The organism is Siphonobacter sp. SORGH_AS_0500, assembly GCF_031453245.1.
GTDB lineage: Bacteria > Bacteroidota > Bacteroidia > Cytophagales > Spirosomataceae > Siphonobacter.
Window position 1 is genome coordinate 1,765,459 of record NZ_JAVIYT010000001.1, and the last position, 17,304, is coordinate 1,782,762.

Below are 17,304 nucleotides of genomic sequence, written 5' to 3' on the forward strand. Positions count from 1 at the left end.
TTCATCTAAATCTGCACACGTATGAAAACGATAATATGCCTGTTTCTCAATACAATAGCCTGGTCTGGTTTTGCTCAGGACCTGGTGGCTGATACGGTTAGGCAAACCCTGAAAGCCAGAGTGGTAGAAGAATACGTAAGCGTAGATAACGCGGCAACAGCAACCGTCACTGAACGGCGGGTACGTCTGGTTAATAAAACGAGTCCGAAGGTAGAAACCAGAGGAAATGTAATTAATAAAAACGAACGAATCCCTGATTCACTTCGCATCCTGAAGCCTAACCCCAAAGCCCAGTCCAGGCCTGTAGATACTTTCATGCGATACAAACAGGATTGGACGGATCAGATTACGATGCAGGTTGACGAATTAAATCAGGAAATTCAGATGTTGCAGAATGCGGGAAGTAATCGTTCAGGAAGACTCCAGCAATTAACCCAGCTCCGAACGAAATCGCTAGAAGTGCAGGCTGTTCTGGAAAAAGCCAATACTGAATTACAGTTGCAGAAGGCTATCGAAAAAGCAAAACCCGTCATCAGCCAAGGTAGACGATTTTTATCGGCAGGCTAGGTATAATGAATGGGAGAGTTTTTCGTTCTTTACTGGCTCAAAGCACAAGGAGTCCGCTTAACTATTGTAAACTCCTTTAAACCCAAAAAGAGCGATAAATTCGCGAACGTCGTTATTTTTGAACAAGCATAACGCACGTTTAACTAATTCTTGACCATGTCTAAATTTCGCATGTTCGCTGCTGCGGCAGCCGTTGTTTTTACCATCAACGCTCAAGCTCAGAGTATTGATGAGATCGTAAACAAGCACATTGAAGCCCGGGGTGGAGCTGAAAAACTGAAAGGCATCAAGACGCTGGTCATTGAAAACTCAATGACGATGCAGGGAATGGAAATCCCAATGAAGCAGATGATCGCAACGGGTCGTGGCTTGCGGATGGAAATTTCTGTGATGGGTAACGAAATGATTACGGCCATCGACGGTACGAAAGGCTGGGCTATTCGTCCGGCTATGATGGGTGGAACGGGAGAGCCCGAAGACCTGCCAGCCGATCAGATCAAAAGCTCAACCAGCCAGCTTGATCCTGCCGGACCGTTGTTTAATTACAAAGAAAAAGGCACCAAAGTAGAACTGGTAGGTAAAGAACCCGTTGATAAGAAGGAAAACTACCACCTGAAAGTGACAACTAAAGAAGGAACGCTGGTAGATTACTTCCTGGATGCGAATACTTTCCTGTTGACCAAGCAAGTGGCCAGCCTCAATATGCAGGGTCAGGACGTACGTCAGGAAATGAATTTTTCTGATTACAAGGAAGTATCGGGAATCAAATTCCCTCATACGATGGAAACAGCTTCGCCCATGGGTGGAGATATGACAGTTACCACTAACAAGATTACTGTCAATGGCCCAATCGATGAGAAAATCTTCGTGAAGCCTACTAAATAAGAAATTTAGTATAAGGAAAACTCCCACAGCCCTGTGGGAGTTTTTTTTTGCCCATTCGTGAGCAATAGGCTGGCATTCTTTTCTAGAGATATATCAAGGATCTTTGCTTTTGCGTTACTTACGTTCAAAACCTTCCCTGTTTATGAAAAAATATTGGTGGTCAATCTTCCTGGCAGGCCTGCCGTTGGCCAGCTTTGCTCAAAATTTCAATGGCTTTGCCCACAGTACTTCTGCTGGTATTCATAATGTTTACACGAATCCGGCCTTAATTGCCGGGTCTAAGTATAAGCTTCATATCAATTTGTTTGCAGGAAATGCAAACGTCTATAATAACTACGCCGAGTGGGTAGGTCCTTATAAACTTAATCGCCTCATTTTTGGAGGAATTCCTCAGCAATACCTTCGCTCGGATGGCCGTCCAGCTTTGCAACCTGAATATTTTCGGGAAAACCTGGACGGAAAACCTAAAAACGGAACGGGTACCGCCGAAATTCGCGGGCCGGGCTTATTAGTTGCTCTCGGGCCTAAACACAGCATTGCCCTCACCACTCGGGCCCGAGCTTCTGCCCAGGCGTTTGGGGTATCGGAAAACTTGCTTTCCCTCGTTCGGCAGGGCTTCGATTTTGCTACACTCTGGAATATCGCCAATGTCGATAACAAATTTTCCATCAATGGAAATATCTATGGCGAAGTAGCCTTGACTTACGGGGCAACCATGATCGAAGCGGGACCTCATACCCTGAAGGGGGGGATCACCGCCAAAAAAATTGTAGGGTTTTATTCCGCTCACGTTCGAAACCGGGATTTGAAGTACCGAGTCATAGAAGATCCCGAACGGCCCGGAAAAGGACTCTTCGTCATGGATAACTTCGACGCTGATTTTGGATATACTTTACAGGAACCGATTAATGACGGCGTAGGCTTACGGAAGTTTCTAGGTCAGAAAATGCCTGGTTCGGGCTGGGGTTTCGATCTGGGTTTTGCTTATGAGTATAATGCAGAGGAAGACGAGTCGGGCCGGTATAACTTACGACTTTCGGCTTCTGTCATGGATGTTGGGACCGTTCGTTACGAAGACCCTTCCCAGATCAGGGGATATACTATTCTAAGATCTAATAAGACGATACGTCAGGAGGATTTTGATAATGTCAAAGGAAGCGATGAACTGGTTCGGTTGATTGAGTCGAAAATGGAATTGCAACCCAGTGAAGCTAAAACCAGTTTTGTGACGGGATTACCCATGGCTCTGAATACCAATGCTGATTTGCGACTGAGCGAAGAGATTTTCGTGAATGTTTCTTATATTAAAGACCTGCGTTCAGTGAATGCATTATCCGCCCGTCAGCCTACTGTTTTTTCGGTAACGCCACGCTGGGAATCAGCTTCGGGCCTGGAAATTGCCGTACCTTTGAACTGGATGTTTAATACGTTCTCTCCGGGCATAGCCATGCGATTAGGGCCTATTTTTGCCGGAACAGATAACATGGTTGGCTTATTCAGCAATAGCCGCAGAATTGCCCCCCGGGGAATGGATGTCTACGCCGGATTAAGTGTGCCCTTATTTAAAAGAAAACCCAGATATTAAGCTATTTACTGATGAAAGTTGGAATCGTATTTTCGGGGGGAGCAGTGAGGGGATTTGCTCATTTGGGCATTATGAAAGCGTTACATGAAATGGGGATTTTCCCCGAACATATTTCTGGCGTTAGTGCTGGTTCGATTGTGGGTGCCTTTGCTGCCTGCAAAGTAGATGCCGAAGAAGCCTATGACCTGATCGAGCGAAGCAATTACAAAAGTTACCTGAAGCTGGCCTTTAGCCGCATGGGATTTCTGAAACTGGATAAAGTCGAGGATTTACTTCAGCAACATTTGCCCAAAACCTTCGAAGAGTTAGCCTTGCCTTTGACGGTGAATGCCACAGATCTGACGACAGGAGAGGAGGTTTTCTTTGGTTCAGGCCCGCTGATTCGACCGATTACGGCCTCCTGCTGCTTGCCGGGTTTATTTGAACCAGTAACGATTAATCAGCGACAGTTGATTGATGGAGGTGTGTTGAACCACATGCCCTACGAGCCCCTAGAAAGTCATTGCGATGTACTGATCGGATGCCATTGCAATCCCGTTGGGTATCTGGATACGCCGATTACTTCCATGAAATCCGTATTAATGCGGAGCTTGTATCTGGCAACGGCGAAAGCCAGCCATCTGAAAGCTCAGCGATTTGATGTCTTCATAGAGCCCCCACAATTACAGAATTTCAATGTATTCGACACCAAAAAATCCCGCGATATTTTCAGGATTGGCTATGAATACACGCTACAAATGGCCCCACAACTAGAGAAGCTGCGAGAGCAGATTAGCTGTTGATTCAATTATAATATACCCTTTCGTGTTTAAACTATAAAGACCTTTTCAGCTACACTGAATCATCTTTAATAGTTTTTATTAAATAGAAAAAGGCCCCTAAGCTTTAAAACTTAGGGGCCTTTTCGATGAATTAAATTAATACCCTGGATTTTGAACCAATAATGTATTGGTATCTATCTCTCTCTGAGGAATAGGTAGTACAAGCCGGGCGTCATTGTAAAGGATCGAAGAACTAATGTTACGGCGAGTTCTGCGAAGGTCGTGTAAGTATTCTCCTTCAAAAATAAGCTCCAGCTTACGTTCTTTCAGGATATCACTGCGAGTAATACTGGTTAACGCTGCTAAACCTGCTCTGCTACGAATTCGGTTGATATCCTCAAGTGGAGTAGCACCTACCTGCGTATTGAGCATGAAGTTTGCCTCTGCTCTGGTCAGATACATTTCAGCTAATCTAACCTGCGTAACGTTGGCGTATTGATCCTGATATTTTGCTGTGAAAATCCGACCAATGCCATCCTGAATAAAGAAATTGCCTCGCACTTTATCACCATAAGCGGCATACTCATTCAGTAATTTAGCCTGAATACGTACATCATTACGTCCTCCGTTAGCACTGGAGCCATAATAAGTTAACAGGCTGTTAGTTCCGTCCTGAATGGTAATGAGCGTTGAAAAGATAGACTCAGAACTGGGAACCCCTCTACGATTTTTGTAATCATTGAAGACTTTCGAATAATCAGCTTCTAAAGAATACAGGCCCGAAGCAATAACACGGTTAGCTGCATCACGAGCGGCTGCATAGTTACCTTGCATCAGATAAACTCTCGAAAGAATAGCAGCGGCAGCAGCGGCATTGGCACCGTTGGCAGTAACGGGGCCATTCTTTAAATCAGCTTCTGCTTTAGTTAAGTCAGCAATGATCTGCGTATATACGGCAGAAACAGAATTCCGAGGCACAGAGTTAGCTTCTGTAATGGGGGCTTTCGTTGCCGTTAATACTAAGGGTACACCAGGGTTAACCGTATTATCGCCATCACCCCAAGCCTTAGCAAACAACCGTACAAGGTTAAAGTAAGAAAGCCCACGAATGAAGAGAACTTCTCCTTCGGCTGCGGCACGTTGAGCGTCTGTATCCAGTTTGCCCAGATTTTCCAGAACGTTGTTCGTTCGATTAATGGTGCTATAACCGTTTCTCCAGGTTAGACTGATTTGCGAGTTAGTAGCAATCATTGTCTTCCGCCAGAATTGCTGATGAGTGGCAAAGGTTCCGGCAAAACGAACGTCGCCGTCATCGGCTAATAAATCAGCGATATACTGAACGGCTCCAGAGCCAAATTCAGTACTTCCATATCCATCATAGCATCCTACCACAGCACCAAGGACGTCGCTGGAGGTTTGTAATGCTTTATCTTCATCTACCGACTGAACAGGATCAACATTGAGTCGGTCACCGCATCCCCAGACCATAAATCCGGTGAGCATAGCCGCTGTTAATTGTAAAAAACTATGTCTTTTCATAAGAATGTCTTAGAATAAAAAGTTGGATGTACGGTTGTGGATCAGAACTTGATGTTAATACCGCCTAAGAAAGTTTTTGCTTGAGGAGGGGTGTAGAAGTCATAACCCTGAGCAACACTGCTAACGATATCATCGGCATTAACTTCTGGATCCCATCCGGTGTATTTGGTCCAGGTAAGTAAGTTTTGACCTGTCAGGTATACGCGAATGCCTTTTAATTTAAGACGATTAACTACCGTCTGAGGTAAGTTATAACCTAAAGTGACGGTCCGTAACCGTAAGTAAGAACCATCCTGAATGTAACGACTAGAAGGGTTATTGCCATTAGAATAGAACAGACGGGCTTCAGGAACTTTGGTGTTCGTATTGGTTGAAGTCCAGGCATTCATCTGGTCGGCAGTCTGGTTATCTTCATAAATACCGTTTGCGGATGAATACTGACCTACACCATAGAAGTTGATTTTGTTACCGGCAACGCCGTTTAAGAACACGCTTAGGTCAATTCCTTTGTAGGAGAACGTATTATTTAAACCACCCGTTAGTTTAGGAATAGCATTACCAACCACCACGCGTTGAGCCTGCGAATAAACATTTGTCGTCGAGCGATCAATAGTACCGTCAGCGTTTGCCGCATTTTTGTAATACAGGGCATCGCCATTGGTAGGATCAACTCCGGCGTATTCAACCGTAAAGAAGGTACCAATAGGCTGTCCTTCTACGGCACGGCTCATAGAAGATATACCTGCTTCTACAATCTGCTTCTGAATGTTGGTGATTTTGTTTCGGTTGGTTGCAAGATTCAGACTGGTAGACCATTGGAAGGCACCTACAAAGTTTTGCGAGTTAATAACCAGCTCAAAACCTTTATTTTCCAGACTACCTACGTTGCGAGTTTGAGTATAAAATCCAGTAGTGCCCGGAACGTTTACGTTTAATAAAAGATCGGAAGTCTTTTTGACATAATAGTCAAATTCTCCATTGATACGGTTATTGAGGAAACCAAAATCCAACCCAAAATCAGCCTGCGTAGTTGTTTCCCATTTCAAATTAGGGTTAGCTAACTGAATAGGAGCCTGCCCTCCTGTTCCTGCATAGTTTGCGGAGCTGTAAAGACCCAAAGAAGGGAAGTTTCCAATCTCGGCATTCCCCGTCAAGCCGTAACTACCACGGAGTTTCAGGAAGCTGATAGCTGTATTCGTATTTGACTTGAGGAATGATTCTTCAGAAATTACCCAACCCGCAGAGACCGCTGGGAAAAATCCATACTTCGAATTTTTACCGAAACGAGAAGAACCATCAATCCGGCCACTGGCAGAAAGTAAATAGCGATCATTGAACTTATAGTTCGCCCGTAAGAAATAAGACAAGAATCGGAAATTGGTAGTAGAAGAGCTACCGCCTGAGATCGTACCCGCATTTTCAATGGAGCGGTAGGCATCGCTAGGGAAGTTAATCGCAGAAACCGAATTCGCTTTTGTTGCTGAGTTTTGATACGACATACCTACTGTTGCACTAAGCGTATGCAGATCAAAAGACTTATCAAAATTGAAATAGTTGTTTGTGTTGTAATTGATAACCCCGGTGTAAAGGTTATCACCAGTACCATTCTGCTGTCCTGTCAAACGGATGGTTTTGGAATTAAAATAACGTTCTTCTTGCTGAGATAAGACGTCAATACCTAGCTCAGACCTGAATTTTAAAGATGGTAAGATATTAATCTGACCGTAGACGTTCGAAAGGTTTCTGATAACCTCCTGGTTCTGGATGATGTTTCCTAAGTTGATTAAGGGGTTATAATAGTTAGGCACATCTGTATTACCCGGAGGAGTACCCGTGGGTAACCCTGTGGTGGGATCATAAGCGGGAGACAAGGGCGTAAGAGCTGCCGCCTGGATGGGGTTATTGAATTGACGGTCACCAGACAAACGCTTGTTTAAGGTATGAGCCAAACTCATGTTCATCCCGATACTAAGAATATTTGATACCTTATGATCCAGATTAATGCGACCAGTAATACGCTCAAAATTGTTTCCAATGATAATACCCGTTTGATTCAGATATTGACCAGAAATATAGAACGAAGTCTTTTCATTACCACCACTAAAGGTCAGGTCAGCTTGCTGAGAACCAGCATTTTTCCGGAAGGCTTCATCCTGCCAGTTAGTGCCCGTGGCTAAGTCGCTTGATTGGACAAAACGAGTATAGTCTGCTCCTGAATTAAGAGCCTCATTGACCCCGTTGTTATAACGCCCTAACGAATAGGATTCAAAAAATGATTCCATGTAGGCAGTAGAAGAACCAGGGTCCGAGGGATCTATGTCATCTAAACGATCCGCATTCCCCGCCGCCATTCGATAAAAATCTACATACTGCTTGGGACTCAAGAAGGGTACTTTACGCGTTGGATTACTAACGCCAAACTGATAGTTGAAAGAAATGTTGGTTTTGCCCACATTCCCTCTTTTGGTCGTGATCAAAACTACGCCGTTTGCCGCACGCGAACCGTAAATAGCCGCCGCCGATGCATCTTTTAATACTTCTACTGATTCTACGTCGTTGAAGTTAATATCAGCTAAAGGGTTTGTTGCTCCACCAAAGCTGCTTTGGTCAGTAGAGGTAACCGGAATTCCATCAATTACGTATAAAGGTTGACTGCTGGCACTAAGCGAAGAAGCCCCACGTACTCTTACCTGAATTCCCTGACCTAACTTGCCACTGCCCTGGTTGATAACAACCCCAGCAGCCCGGCCCTGTAAGGCAGATTCAATACTTACAGCAGGAATGTTAGTAATATCACTGCCTTTTATTTTGGCAATATTACCCGTTACCTCTCTCTTAATCTGCGAACCAAAACCCGTTACCACGACTTCAGAAAGTTGCTGATTGTCGGTACCTAACTCTACGTTGATAACGGTCTGGTTACCCACCACTACTTCTTTGCGGCTCATGCCCACAAAACTGAAGACCAGGGTAGCATTGGGGGATACTGAAATACGGTATTCACCGTCGGCATTGGAGTTTACTCCCTGACTGGAGCCTTTGACCTGAACGCTTACGCCAACTAATGCTGTACCGTCTTCGGAAGAAGTTACTTTTCCGGTCACAACATGATCCTGAGCAATTGTACTATAACCGCTCAGTAATATGCCTAAAAAGGCACATAGAAGTAACAGTTTTCTCATGTGATATAAATTGATTTTAGTAAGGGCACATAAAAGTACTAATAAAATCGGAAATGGAATAGAGTGGACTTTTGTCTAGGTAGGGAATATAAATATATAACTCATGAAGAAGTTATTTATAATATTTTAAGAAAATAAGATATTATGCTAAATAATTTGGTGGGGGTACTCTAAGAAAAAGTGTCTTTTATATTTGAAAATTAATATTTTAATAAAAACAAGAGCAGATATGGTCTAGCTTCACAGACATCCTGCCGCTCGTTGAATTATTTCAAGAAATGCTGTGTTATTGAAAATGTTATATTTATCCAATAAAATGTGATTGAAAAGTAAAACACTCCAAGTCTTTTTCTGAGCAAACTTTTTAATGATTCTACGTAAACTCCTGTACATTATATCAAACTTCTGACGGCAGATTTGTACTTTTGATATTCATTCGGGGCGGTGCGAAGGGCCGTCCGTTTCTTTCTTATGCTTTCCATCACGAATCTAAGCTTCTATTTTGGCAGTCGGGCATTATACGACGAGGCCTCTCTTCATATTAAACCCAAAGATCGGATCGGCCTGATTGGGGCGAACGGAACGGGAAAATCCACGCTTCTGCGACTAATCGTAGGAGAGTATACGCCCGACGGAGGAACCATCTCCAAGTCTGGGGATTGTACGATTGGTTTCTTAAATCAGGATTTGTTGAGTTATGAATCCAAGGAATCCATCCTGATCGTAGCCATGCAGGCGTTTGAGCGGGAAATGGTTCTGCAAAAGAAAATCGACGAGGTTCTTCACGAAATGGAAACGAACTATCGCGATGAGCTGATTGACAAATTAGCCAACTACCAGGAAGAATTCGAAGCGTTGGATGGCTACACCATTCAGTCGAAAGCCGAAGAAATTCTTGAAGGGCTAGGCTTTAAAACCGAAGACCTCAATACTCCTCTGGAACGCTTCTCCGGGGGTTGGCGAATGCGGGTGATGCTGGCGAAATTGCTCCTGCAAAAACCAAGCTTGTTGCTTTTAGATGAGCCTACCAACCACTTGGACTTACCGAGTATTGAGTGGGTAGAAAACTACGTTCGTAACTACGAAGGAGCGGTAATGATCGTTTCCCACGACCGGTTCTTTCTGGATAACTGCGTAAACGCTATCGTGGAAGTAACGGGCGGTAAATTGAATTTTTACCCCGGCAACTATTCGTTCTTCATTGAAGAAAAGGCTTTACGAAACGAAATCCAGAAGGGAGCTTACGAAAACCAGCAGGCGAAAATTCGCCAGACCGAGCGTTTTATTGAACGTTTCAAAGCCAAAGCCAGTAAGGCTCGTCAGGTGCAAAGCCGCGTGAAGTCCCTTGAGAAAATGGATTTCGTGGATGACGTGATTGACGAAACGGCTCGGGTAAACTTCAAGTTTACCCTGGCGACTCAGCCCGGGAAGAATATTTTCGAGTTACAGGATGTATCAAAAGCGTACGGCGAAAAACGAATTCTGACGGATACGAATAGTTTCATTTCGCGTGGAGATAAAATCGCTCTGATTGGAGCCAACGGAAAGGGTAAGTCCACGTTACTGCGAATCATTGCCGGAACGGAACCCATCGAGGGGAAACGGCAATTGGGGCACAACGTGGCCTTTGCGTTTTACGCTCAGCACCAGTTGGAGTCGCTGAACATTGATAATACGCTGATTGAAGAACTTCGGGAAATGGGGACGGATAAGACGGAAGCTCAGTTACGAAGCATTCTGGGCTGTTTCCTGTTTTCGAACGACGATGTGTTCAAGAAGATTAAAGTACTTTCCGGGGGTGAAAAATCGCGGGTCGCTCTGGCGAAAATGTTACTTTCGGAAGCCAACTTCCTGTTATTAGATGAGCCCACCAACCACCTGGACATGATCTCGGTGAACATTCTGATTCAGGCTCTGCAACAATACGAAGGAACGTATGTCATTGTTTCTCACGACCGTTTCTTCGTTTCGGAAGTAGCGACTAAAATCTGGTACATCGAAGATGAACAGATCAAGGAATACCCCGGTACGTATGATGAGTATGTAAACTGGCAGGAAGAACGCGAAGCAAATCGTAAGGAATCAGCTCCGGTGAAAACGGAGAAACCAGCGGAAGTGAAGCCTGCCAAGCCTCAAACCTCTGCTTCGGATGCCGAGCGAAAGCAGTGGCAGCAGAAACTGAAAAAGGTGCAGCAGCAGGTAGAAGAACTGGAAAAGAAAGTAAGTACGCTGGAAGCTAAAAAGGCCGATGCGGAAGCTCAACTGGCCGATCCTAAGATTTACAGCGACACTCAACAGTTTACAAAAATTCAGCAGTCTTACGAAGACATCAAGAAGCAGCTGGTTCAGGCGAACGATGCCTGGGAAGAGGCGATGATGGAAGTAGAAAGTCTGGAAAAAATGATTTAGAGTCGAATCATTAGTTATAGAATGCCTGGTTAGGTTGTAAAATATTGACTATCAATTGATCAACTACTTATCCTTGAAAACGCTGATGAAACTTTTGCCTGACATTGGTTTCGTCAGCGTTTTTTATTCACCCTATAAAGCCTGTTATGAAAGTGCTAACCCCGTTCATACTTGCCATTGGCCTTATTTTTCTGGTTAACCAGCTCATTGCTCAGGTAATCGAAACACGTCGCCAGAGCGGTACGATTTCGTATGAAGATTTCATCTACGATGAATCCATTAAAACGCCGCTGGTGTACCCTACGGGTGGCGTAAGTAGTAATGATATTTTACAACCGCCCGTGCTGGACCTGAATCAGGGTGGAACGATGCGGCTGGAATTCGACTGGCTCGGCAAGGAGCAGCCTCAATTCCGGGCTAAAATTCTGCATTGTAATGCCGACTGGAAGCCGTCCGCTCTGAACGACGTAGAGTTTTTGCCGGATTTCAATGAATTCCCGATTTATGACGTCAAAATTGCTCAGGGAACCAAGGTGGGCTATGCTCATTACTGGCTGGAGTTACCGAGGGTGAAAGTCAGTGGTAACTTCGTAGTAGTGGTTTACAAAGGCCGTCGGGAGTCGGATGTTGTATTTACGCGTCGGTTTATGGCCTTTAACCAGCAAATCATAGCGGCTGGGAGAATTAGTTTTGCTCAGGATATTCCCCTCCGCAATAGTCATCAGCAACTCGATTTTTCCGTGAAATATGGGAATTACCCGGTCCTCAACCCCAAGCAGGATTTATACGTAGTGTTGCGGCAGAATTATCGCTGGGACCGCACCATCGCTGGTTTGAAGCCTTATATGGTGCAGGAATTTGACCGGATGCTGGAATATCGGTTTTTTAACAATGAAAATGTCTTTCCGGGAAGTAACGAGTTTCGGGTTTTTGATATTCGCAGCCGCCAGATCAAAGGCATCGGCGTAGCCAAGCTGGATTTTACGCCTAATTACAATGCTGTTTATTTGTTCCCGGACGATTTGCAGGCGGGTAAAAGTTACCTGCAACAAAACGACCTGGACGGGCAATTCGCCATTTCCACCCGTGATGATTTCGGCGATCCGGATTATTTCCCGGTAACCTTTACGCTGCGTTCCGAACCCTGGGAGGGTGGGAAAACACCTTATGTGGTGGGTGGTTTTAATTTCTTTGAGTTAAGGAAAGAAAATCAGATGCACTATGAGCAGGCCGCCGCAGGGTATCAGGCCACCATTCTGTGCAAACAGGGCGTGTATAACTACATGTACGCTTTGCCCAGTGCAGATGGTAAAAAGGCGGAAGAACAGCCCATTGAAGGCTCGTATTCCGTAACTCAAAATACGTACGAAATCTTTATCTATCATCGGGCTCCCGGTAGTCGGGCTGATCAACTGGTAGGCTATCAGGTGATTCATAATTAAATGGAGTGATCTCTTCAGACACTACGAAAAAGAGCGACCTGATCGGGTCGCTCTTTTTCGTTATGAACCTAACTTAGAGAGGCTGCTTATACGTTGAAACGGAAGTGCATGATGTCACCATCCTGAACCACGTATTCTTTGCCTTCAACCGCCATTTTGCCCGCTTCTTTGATGGCAGGCTCCGTTTTATACTGATTGTAATCGCTCAGTTTGATTACCTCAGCCCGGATGAAACCACGCTCGAAGTCCGAGTGAATAACCCCGGCAGCTTGAGGAGCTTTCCAGCCCCGTTGGATGGTCCAGGCCCGTACTTCTTTTACGCCAGCGGTGAAGTAAGTAATCAGGTTCAACAAGCTATAAGAAGCCTTGATTAACTGACTCAGACCAGACTCCTGCAAACCGTATTCTTCCAGAAACATCTGGCGTTCTTCCAGATCTTCAATTTCGGCAATTTGGGCTTCAATGGCCGCACAGATCACGATAACCTCTGCTTTTTCTTCGGCAACGGCGGCTTTCAGTTGTTCCACAAATTCGTTGGAACCTTCCGTCAGGCTCGTTTCATCGACGTTGGCAACGTAGATAACGGGCTTAATCGTTAATAAGTGCAGATCTGCAACGGCACCTTTCTCTTCTTCTGAAACTTCAACCGTACGAGCTGATTTGCCCTGCTCCAGCGTTTTCTTGAAACGGTATAATACTTCAACTTCCGCTTTGGCTTTGGCATCACCACCCGTGCGAGCGGCTTTCTCAATGCGTTGCAGCTTCCGATCTACGGCTTCCAAATCTTTCAGTTGAAGCTCATAATCGATGATTTCTTTATCAGAAATGGGGTTAACCCGGCCTTCTACGTGAACGATGTTATCATCTTCAAAGCAACGAACCACGTGAATGATAGCATCAACTTCCCGAATGTTCGCCAGGAATTTATTACCCAGACCTGCACCCTGACTAGCTCCTTTGACCAGCCCGGCAATGTCCACAAACTCAATGATTGTTGGGATTACTTTCTGGGGGTTAACCAGTTTTTCCAGATCTTTCAAACGTTCGTCGGGTACTTCTACTACTCCAACGTTAGGTTCAATCGTACAGAAAGGATAATTAGCCGCTTCGGCTTTGGCACTTGATATAGCACTAAATAACGTTGACTTTCCGACGTTCGGCAAGCCCACGATTCCACATTGCAAACCCATGGTTGGCGAAAGATATTGATTTAAAAATCAGTGATAATCAGTTCGACTGACTCGATTGAAACAAAACTAGTTTGAATAGCGTACGAATCAGAACCGCAAAGGTACAACTATAAACCAACAAAAAAGCCTTCGCCACGGCAAAGGCTTTCTCAAGATCTTCACAATCAGATAAAACTGTTAGGGGTATCAGTTAATCATAAGGGAACGATTGTGGTTAATCCCATTTCAGATCGCTACGATATTCATCATCTTCTTCACGAGCAGCGAATTGAGAGAAATCGAATTCAGGCATCAGTTCCGTCTTCACATGGTCCACGGCATTTTTGAGAGCATCAACAAACTTGTCAAAATCTTCCTTGTACAGGAACATCTTGTGTTTCTCGTAAGCAAAACCATCTCCCTGAGGGTAACGACGACTTTCAGTAATAGTAATGTAGTAATCGTTGGCACGGGTGGATTTCACGTCGAAGAAGTAAGTCCGCTTGCCAGCCTTTACACGTTTCGAGTAGAGTTCTTCTCGTTCTTTTTCAGCCACAATTTTGGAAGTTTATGGTTTGATCGCTCGTAAAAATAGAAAGAAAGCCTTTGGACGCAAAAAAAACGTAGAAAATAAGGGACTGTTTTCTAAAAACGATAGAATATGTAAGTATGAGTATTAAAATGAAAAGGACAGCTTGAGTAAAATATGTATCTAACGAATAAATTTAAAACCTTTTTCTTATTCAAAAGTTAATTTTAGTGCACAGGCATTGAACAGAAGAATTATTGGCTAAATCCTTCACGCCCAATATACTATTAAAGCAAGCAAATGTCAATCGTCAACCTCTTAGAAACGTATAACTTTTTGAACAATCTTTTGTGTAAAAATGAGAAAATTATTTCCGTTTTAAAAATAGGTGTTACCTTTGTGCATGAACTCTACTCAGTTCATGGCAATTCGCCCAAAGTGCTCCCGCCGCTGCTGAAGCATAACGTTAGTTCTTTGAACCACAAAACGAACTGCCTATGAATAGCTGGACACGTAGAGCAGTAACAGCATTGTTACTGAACCTAAGTATTTTACCCTGTATTGCTCAGGCTCATTATTCGGTATATTACACTAAATATCCCCCAGTAAAAAAACCGCTGGGAAAAGAATATAAAGGGCGAGCTACTTACTACGGCAAACAATACTTTGGTAGAGTCACTGCCAGTGGAGAACGATTAAAAAATGGTACCTGTGCTCATAAGACACTACCATACGGCTCCATGATCGAAGTGACAAATCTCAAAAATGGCCGCAAAACCATTGTCAGAGTAATTGACCGTGGGCCATTTGGAAAGAATCGCGATATTGATCTTTCCTATGATGCCGCCCGAAAATTGGGCATGACCCAAGATGGCATCGTTAAAGTAAACCTTAGGGTCGTTGGTACAAACGGAGTAGTTTTATTACGACCCAAACACTATCTTCTCGAAGATAACTCCACGATTACCGCCAGAGCGGACATGGCAGCACGAGAGTAGATTAATTACAAGGGAGGTACAGAAAGTGTACCAATTTAATGTTTCAGCGGCAGCTTTTTTTAACCGCAATTTTCGTTAGTGAATAGAGATAAAAGGTTCAGTCTCTTGAAACTTCCCGAAAATTGCGGTTTCTTTTTTGACCTTTCCGAAAGAATTTTCCTGCCTTGTCTCAAAACTTTCCCGCGTTTTTCCGTTATTAAATATTGGAAATGCATTCGTTTTCAAATTTCGAACGACTCTAAACCCACCGCATGGCTCTGGACCTGACAAAAGCTCGCGAATACGGTAATATCGAATTTCTGGCCCGACAAATGGTTGAAGGGTTTATCACTGGTTTGCATAAATCTCCTTTCCACGGTTTTTCAGTGGAGTTCGCCGAGCACCGCCTGTACAATACCGGCGAGAGCACGCGTCACGTGGACTGGAAAGTGTTTGGGAAGACGGATCGACTCTATACGAAACGCTACGAAGAAGAGACGAACCTGCGTTGTCATTTACTGATTGATACGTCGTCTTCAATGTATTACCCGGAGCCTTCGCATGGGAAAATTACCTTCAGTATTCTGGCAGCGGCGGCTTTATCTTACTTACTACAAAAGCAACGCGACGCGGTATCACTGACGACTTTCTCAGATGCCGTAGAATTACAGTTGCCCACCCGATCTACCGCTTCGCACATTCATAAGATTTTTGTGAGTCTGCAACAGCTACTACAGCAGCCGAAACCGAACCGAAAATCGGCTGTTGCGGAAGTGATTCACCAGATTGCCGAACAGGTACATCGTCGTTCGCTGGTTATTATTTTCAGCGATATGTTCGATGATATTGAAAACGCAGATAAAATCTTCGCGGCGTTACAACACCTCAAGCATAACCGCCACGAGGTGCTTCTCTTCCACGTAACCGATCGGAAAACGGAGGAGGAATTTGATTTTGAGGAGCGTCCGTATGAGTTTATTGATTTGGAAAGTGGCGAGAAAGTTCGGGTGCAGCCCGGACAGGTGAAAGACTATTACCGGACGGCCATTCAGAAATTTTATTATGAACTGCGGATGAAATGTAACCAGTATAAAATCGACTTCATCGAAGCAGATATTTCGCAGGGTTTTGACCCCATTCTTTCGTCTTATTTAGTAAAGCGGTCAAAAATGCGTTAACCGCGTGTGTGATACACCGCTCCTGATTCGTAATTCGTCTGAACCATGATCAAAAAATTAGTACCCCTTTTCCTGCTAGCGTCCCTGTCGAGTTACGCTCAAAAGCCTTCTTCTCCGCAGAAACCAGGCATGGTATCGTATACCTATCGGCACAGTTTTGCAAAAGACGTTGCCGCTACGCTGGATACGATCAAGGCTTTTGGCATTACAGACATGGAATTCTCGAACCTCTTTGGTCGTAAGGCTCAGGATATCCGCCAGTTACTGGATGAACGAAAAATGCAATGCTCTTCCTTTGGGGTGAGCTACGACGATTTTCTGAACAAAACCGATGAAGTAGCCCAGAATGCGAAAGCTCTGGGAGCTAAATACGTGCGGGTAGCCTGGATTCCTCATAATGGTCCCTTTACGCTGGCAATGGCGGAAGAAACCGTTGCGAATTTTAATCGGGTAGGGAAGTTGTTGAAAGAAAACCACGGCCTGACCTTCTGTTACCACAATCACGGCTTTGAATTTGAACCTTACGAAAACGGTACACTCTTCGATTACATCGTTCAGAAAACGGACCCCAAGTACGTAAGTTTTGAGATGGATATTCTATGGACGTTTTTTCCCGGACATGATCCCGTGGCTATTCTGGAAAAATACGGCAAACGTTTCAAGCTTATGCACCTGAAAGATTTGAAAAAGGGAGTGAAGGGTAACTTATCCGGTGGAACGCCCGTGGAAAATGATGTGGCCTTAGGAACGGGCCAATTGAATTTACCCGCCATTATGAAAGCAGCCAAGAAATCATCGGCCATTGAACATTATTACATCGAAGACGAAAGTCCGAATGTAAATAAGCAGGTACCTCAGACCATCGCTTACTTGAAGAAACTATAAGCAAAGCACGAAAATGAGAAAATGCTGGCCGATTTTTCGGCCAGCATTTTCTTGTCTGTCTAAAAATGACATTTAAAATAATAACTAATCTCTTGATGCAAGAATCCATCTCGTTCCTAAGCTTCCGCAGCCGCTCGGCTCTAGCCGAGTGACTGCGGTGAGTATAAATCTTAAACAACCTTTATAATACGAAAGA

13 protein-coding genes are annotated in these 17,304 nt (G+C 44.3%); 9 read left to right on the forward strand and 4 right to left on the reverse strand.

Going from position 1 to position 17,304, the window contains the following annotated elements; genetic code table 11:
- Positions 1 to 21 precede the first annotated feature (21 nt).
- From QE357_RS07285 to QE357_RS07300, 4 genes are all read left to right on the forward strand, one after another.
- Positions 22 to 567 (forward strand): hypothetical protein, encoded by a 546-nt coding sequence (locus QE357_RS07285; protein ID WP_106635506.1) that lies wholly within the window; start codon positions 22 to 24, stop codon positions 565 to 567.
- Positions 568 to 723: 156 nt separating this feature from the next.
- Positions 724 to 1,452 (forward strand): outer membrane lipoprotein-sorting protein, encoded by a 729-nt coding sequence (locus QE357_RS07290; RefSeq protein ID WP_106635507.1) that lies wholly within the window; start codon positions 724 to 726, stop codon positions 1,450 to 1,452.
- Positions 1,453 to 1,594: 142 nt separating this feature from the next.
- Positions 1,595 to 3,037: a DUF5723 family protein gene (locus QE357_RS07295; protein ID WP_309706547.1), complete on the forward strand. Its 1,443-nt coding sequence runs from the start codon at positions 1,595 to 1,597 to the stop codon at positions 3,035 to 3,037.
- Positions 3,038 to 3,048: 11 nt separating this feature from the next.
- Positions 3,049 to 3,819, forward strand: a complete 771-nt coding sequence (locus QE357_RS07300; protein WP_106635510.1) for a patatin-like phospholipase family protein — start codon at positions 3,049 to 3,051, stop codon at positions 3,817 to 3,819.
- Positions 3,820 to 3,954: 135 nt separating this feature from the next.
- Here the strand turns inward: QE357_RS07300 and QE357_RS07305 are convergent, their stop codons facing one another.
- Complete coding sequence (locus QE357_RS07305) at positions 3,955 to 5,337, reverse strand: RagB/SusD family nutrient uptake outer membrane protein (RefSeq protein ID WP_309706548.1); 1,383 nt, start codon at positions 5,335 to 5,337, stop codon at positions 3,955 to 3,957.
- Positions 5,338 to 5,378: 41 nt separating this feature from the next.
- Positions 5,379 to 8,519: a TonB-dependent receptor gene (locus tag QE357_RS07310; protein WP_106635512.1), complete on the reverse strand. Its 3,141-nt coding sequence runs from the start codon at positions 8,517 to 8,519 to the stop codon at positions 5,379 to 5,381.
- Positions 8,520 to 8,990: 471 nt separating this feature from the next.
- Between QE357_RS07310 and QE357_RS07315 the strand changes: the two genes are divergently transcribed.
- Entirely contained in the window at positions 8,991 to 10,928 is a 1,938-nt protein-coding gene (locus QE357_RS07315; protein WP_309706549.1) for an ABC-F family ATP-binding cassette domain-containing protein, read from the forward strand.
- Positions 10,929 to 11,074: 146 nt separating this feature from the next.
- The gene (locus QE357_RS07320) at positions 11,075 to 12,370 is read left to right on the forward strand and encodes a DUF5103 domain-containing protein (protein WP_309706550.1); all 1,296 of its coding nucleotides are present in this window, start codon (positions 11,075 to 11,077) and stop codon (positions 12,368 to 12,370) included.
- An 86-nt stretch (positions 12,371 to 12,456) separates the two neighbouring features.
- Here QE357_RS07320 and ychF read toward each other — a convergent pair whose 3' ends face one another.
- Together ychF and QE357_RS07330 are read right to left on the reverse strand one after the other, a co-directional pair.
- Positions 12,457 to 13,560 carry a redox-regulated ATPase YchF gene (ychF, locus tag QE357_RS07325; RefSeq protein ID WP_106635515.1) on the reverse strand — a complete coding sequence of 368 codons (1,104 nt, stop codon included), beginning with the start codon at positions 13,558 to 13,560 and terminating at the stop codon, positions 12,457 to 12,459.
- Positions 13,561 to 13,774: 214 nt separating this feature from the next.
- Entirely contained in the window at positions 13,775 to 14,095 is a 321-nt protein-coding gene (locus QE357_RS07330; protein WP_106635516.1) for a DUF3276 family protein, read from the reverse strand.
- A 470-nt stretch (positions 14,096 to 14,565) separates the two neighbouring features.
- Between QE357_RS07330 and QE357_RS07335 the strand changes: the two genes are divergently transcribed.
- From QE357_RS07335 to QE357_RS07345, 3 genes are all read left to right on the forward strand, one after another.
- Positions 14,566 to 15,066, forward strand: a complete 501-nt coding sequence (locus QE357_RS07335; protein WP_106635517.1) for a septal ring lytic transglycosylase RlpA family protein — start codon at positions 14,566 to 14,568, stop codon at positions 15,064 to 15,066.
- Positions 15,067 to 15,317: 251 nt separating this feature from the next.
- On the forward strand, positions 15,318 to 16,223 hold the full coding sequence (locus QE357_RS07340) for a DUF58 domain-containing protein (RefSeq protein WP_106635518.1): 906 nt from the start codon (positions 15,318 to 15,320) through the stop codon (positions 16,221 to 16,223).
- A gap of 45 nt (positions 16,224 to 16,268) precedes the next feature.
- Positions 16,269 to 17,108: a sugar phosphate isomerase/epimerase gene (locus QE357_RS07345; RefSeq protein WP_106635519.1), complete on the forward strand. Its 840-nt coding sequence runs from the start codon at positions 16,269 to 16,271 to the stop codon at positions 17,106 to 17,108.
- Positions 17,109 to 17,304: the final 196 nt, after the last annotated feature.

Excerpts from the sequence above, each read along its gene's own strand:
- QE357_RS07285 (WP_106635506.1), top strand. The coding sequence starts at position 22 with ATGAAAACGATAATATGCCTGTTTCTCAATACAATAGCCTGGTCTGGT.
- QE357_RS07290 (WP_106635507.1), top strand. The coding sequence starts at position 724 with ATGTCTAAATTTCGCATGTTCGCTGCTGCGGCAGCCGTTGTTTTTACC.
- QE357_RS07335 (WP_106635517.1), top strand. The coding sequence starts at position 14,566 with ATGAATAGCTGGACACGTAGAGCAGTAACAGCATTGTTACTGAACCTA.
- QE357_RS07320 (WP_309706550.1), top strand. The coding sequence starts at position 11,075 with ATGAAAGTGCTAACCCCGTTCATACTTGCCATTGGCCTTATTTTTCTG.
- QE357_RS07295 (WP_309706547.1), top strand. The coding sequence starts at position 1,595 with ATGAAAAAATATTGGTGGTCAATCTTCCTGGCAGGCCTGCCGTTGGCC.
- ychF (WP_106635515.1), bottom strand. The coding sequence starts at position 13,560 with ATGGGTTTGCAATGTGGAATCGTGGGCTTGCCGAACGTCGGAAAGTCA.
- QE357_RS07340 (WP_106635518.1), top strand. The coding sequence starts at position 15,318 with ATGGCTCTGGACCTGACAAAAGCTCGCGAATACGGTAATATCGAATTT.
- QE357_RS07310 (WP_106635512.1), bottom strand. The coding sequence starts at position 8,519 with ATGAGAAAACTGTTACTTCTATGTGCCTTTTTAGGCATATTACTGAGC.
- QE357_RS07315 (WP_309706549.1), top strand. The coding sequence starts at position 8,991 with ATGCTTTCCATCACGAATCTAAGCTTCTATTTTGGCAGTCGGGCATTA.
- QE357_RS07345 (WP_106635519.1), top strand. The coding sequence starts at position 16,269 with ATGATCAAAAAATTAGTACCCCTTTTCCTGCTAGCGTCCCTGTCGAGT.
- QE357_RS07305 (WP_309706548.1), bottom strand. The coding sequence starts at position 5,337 with ATGAAAAGACATAGTTTTTTACAATTAACAGCGGCTATGCTCACCGGA.
- QE357_RS07300 (WP_106635510.1), top strand. The coding sequence starts at position 3,049 with ATGAAAGTTGGAATCGTATTTTCGGGGGGAGCAGTGAGGGGATTTGCT.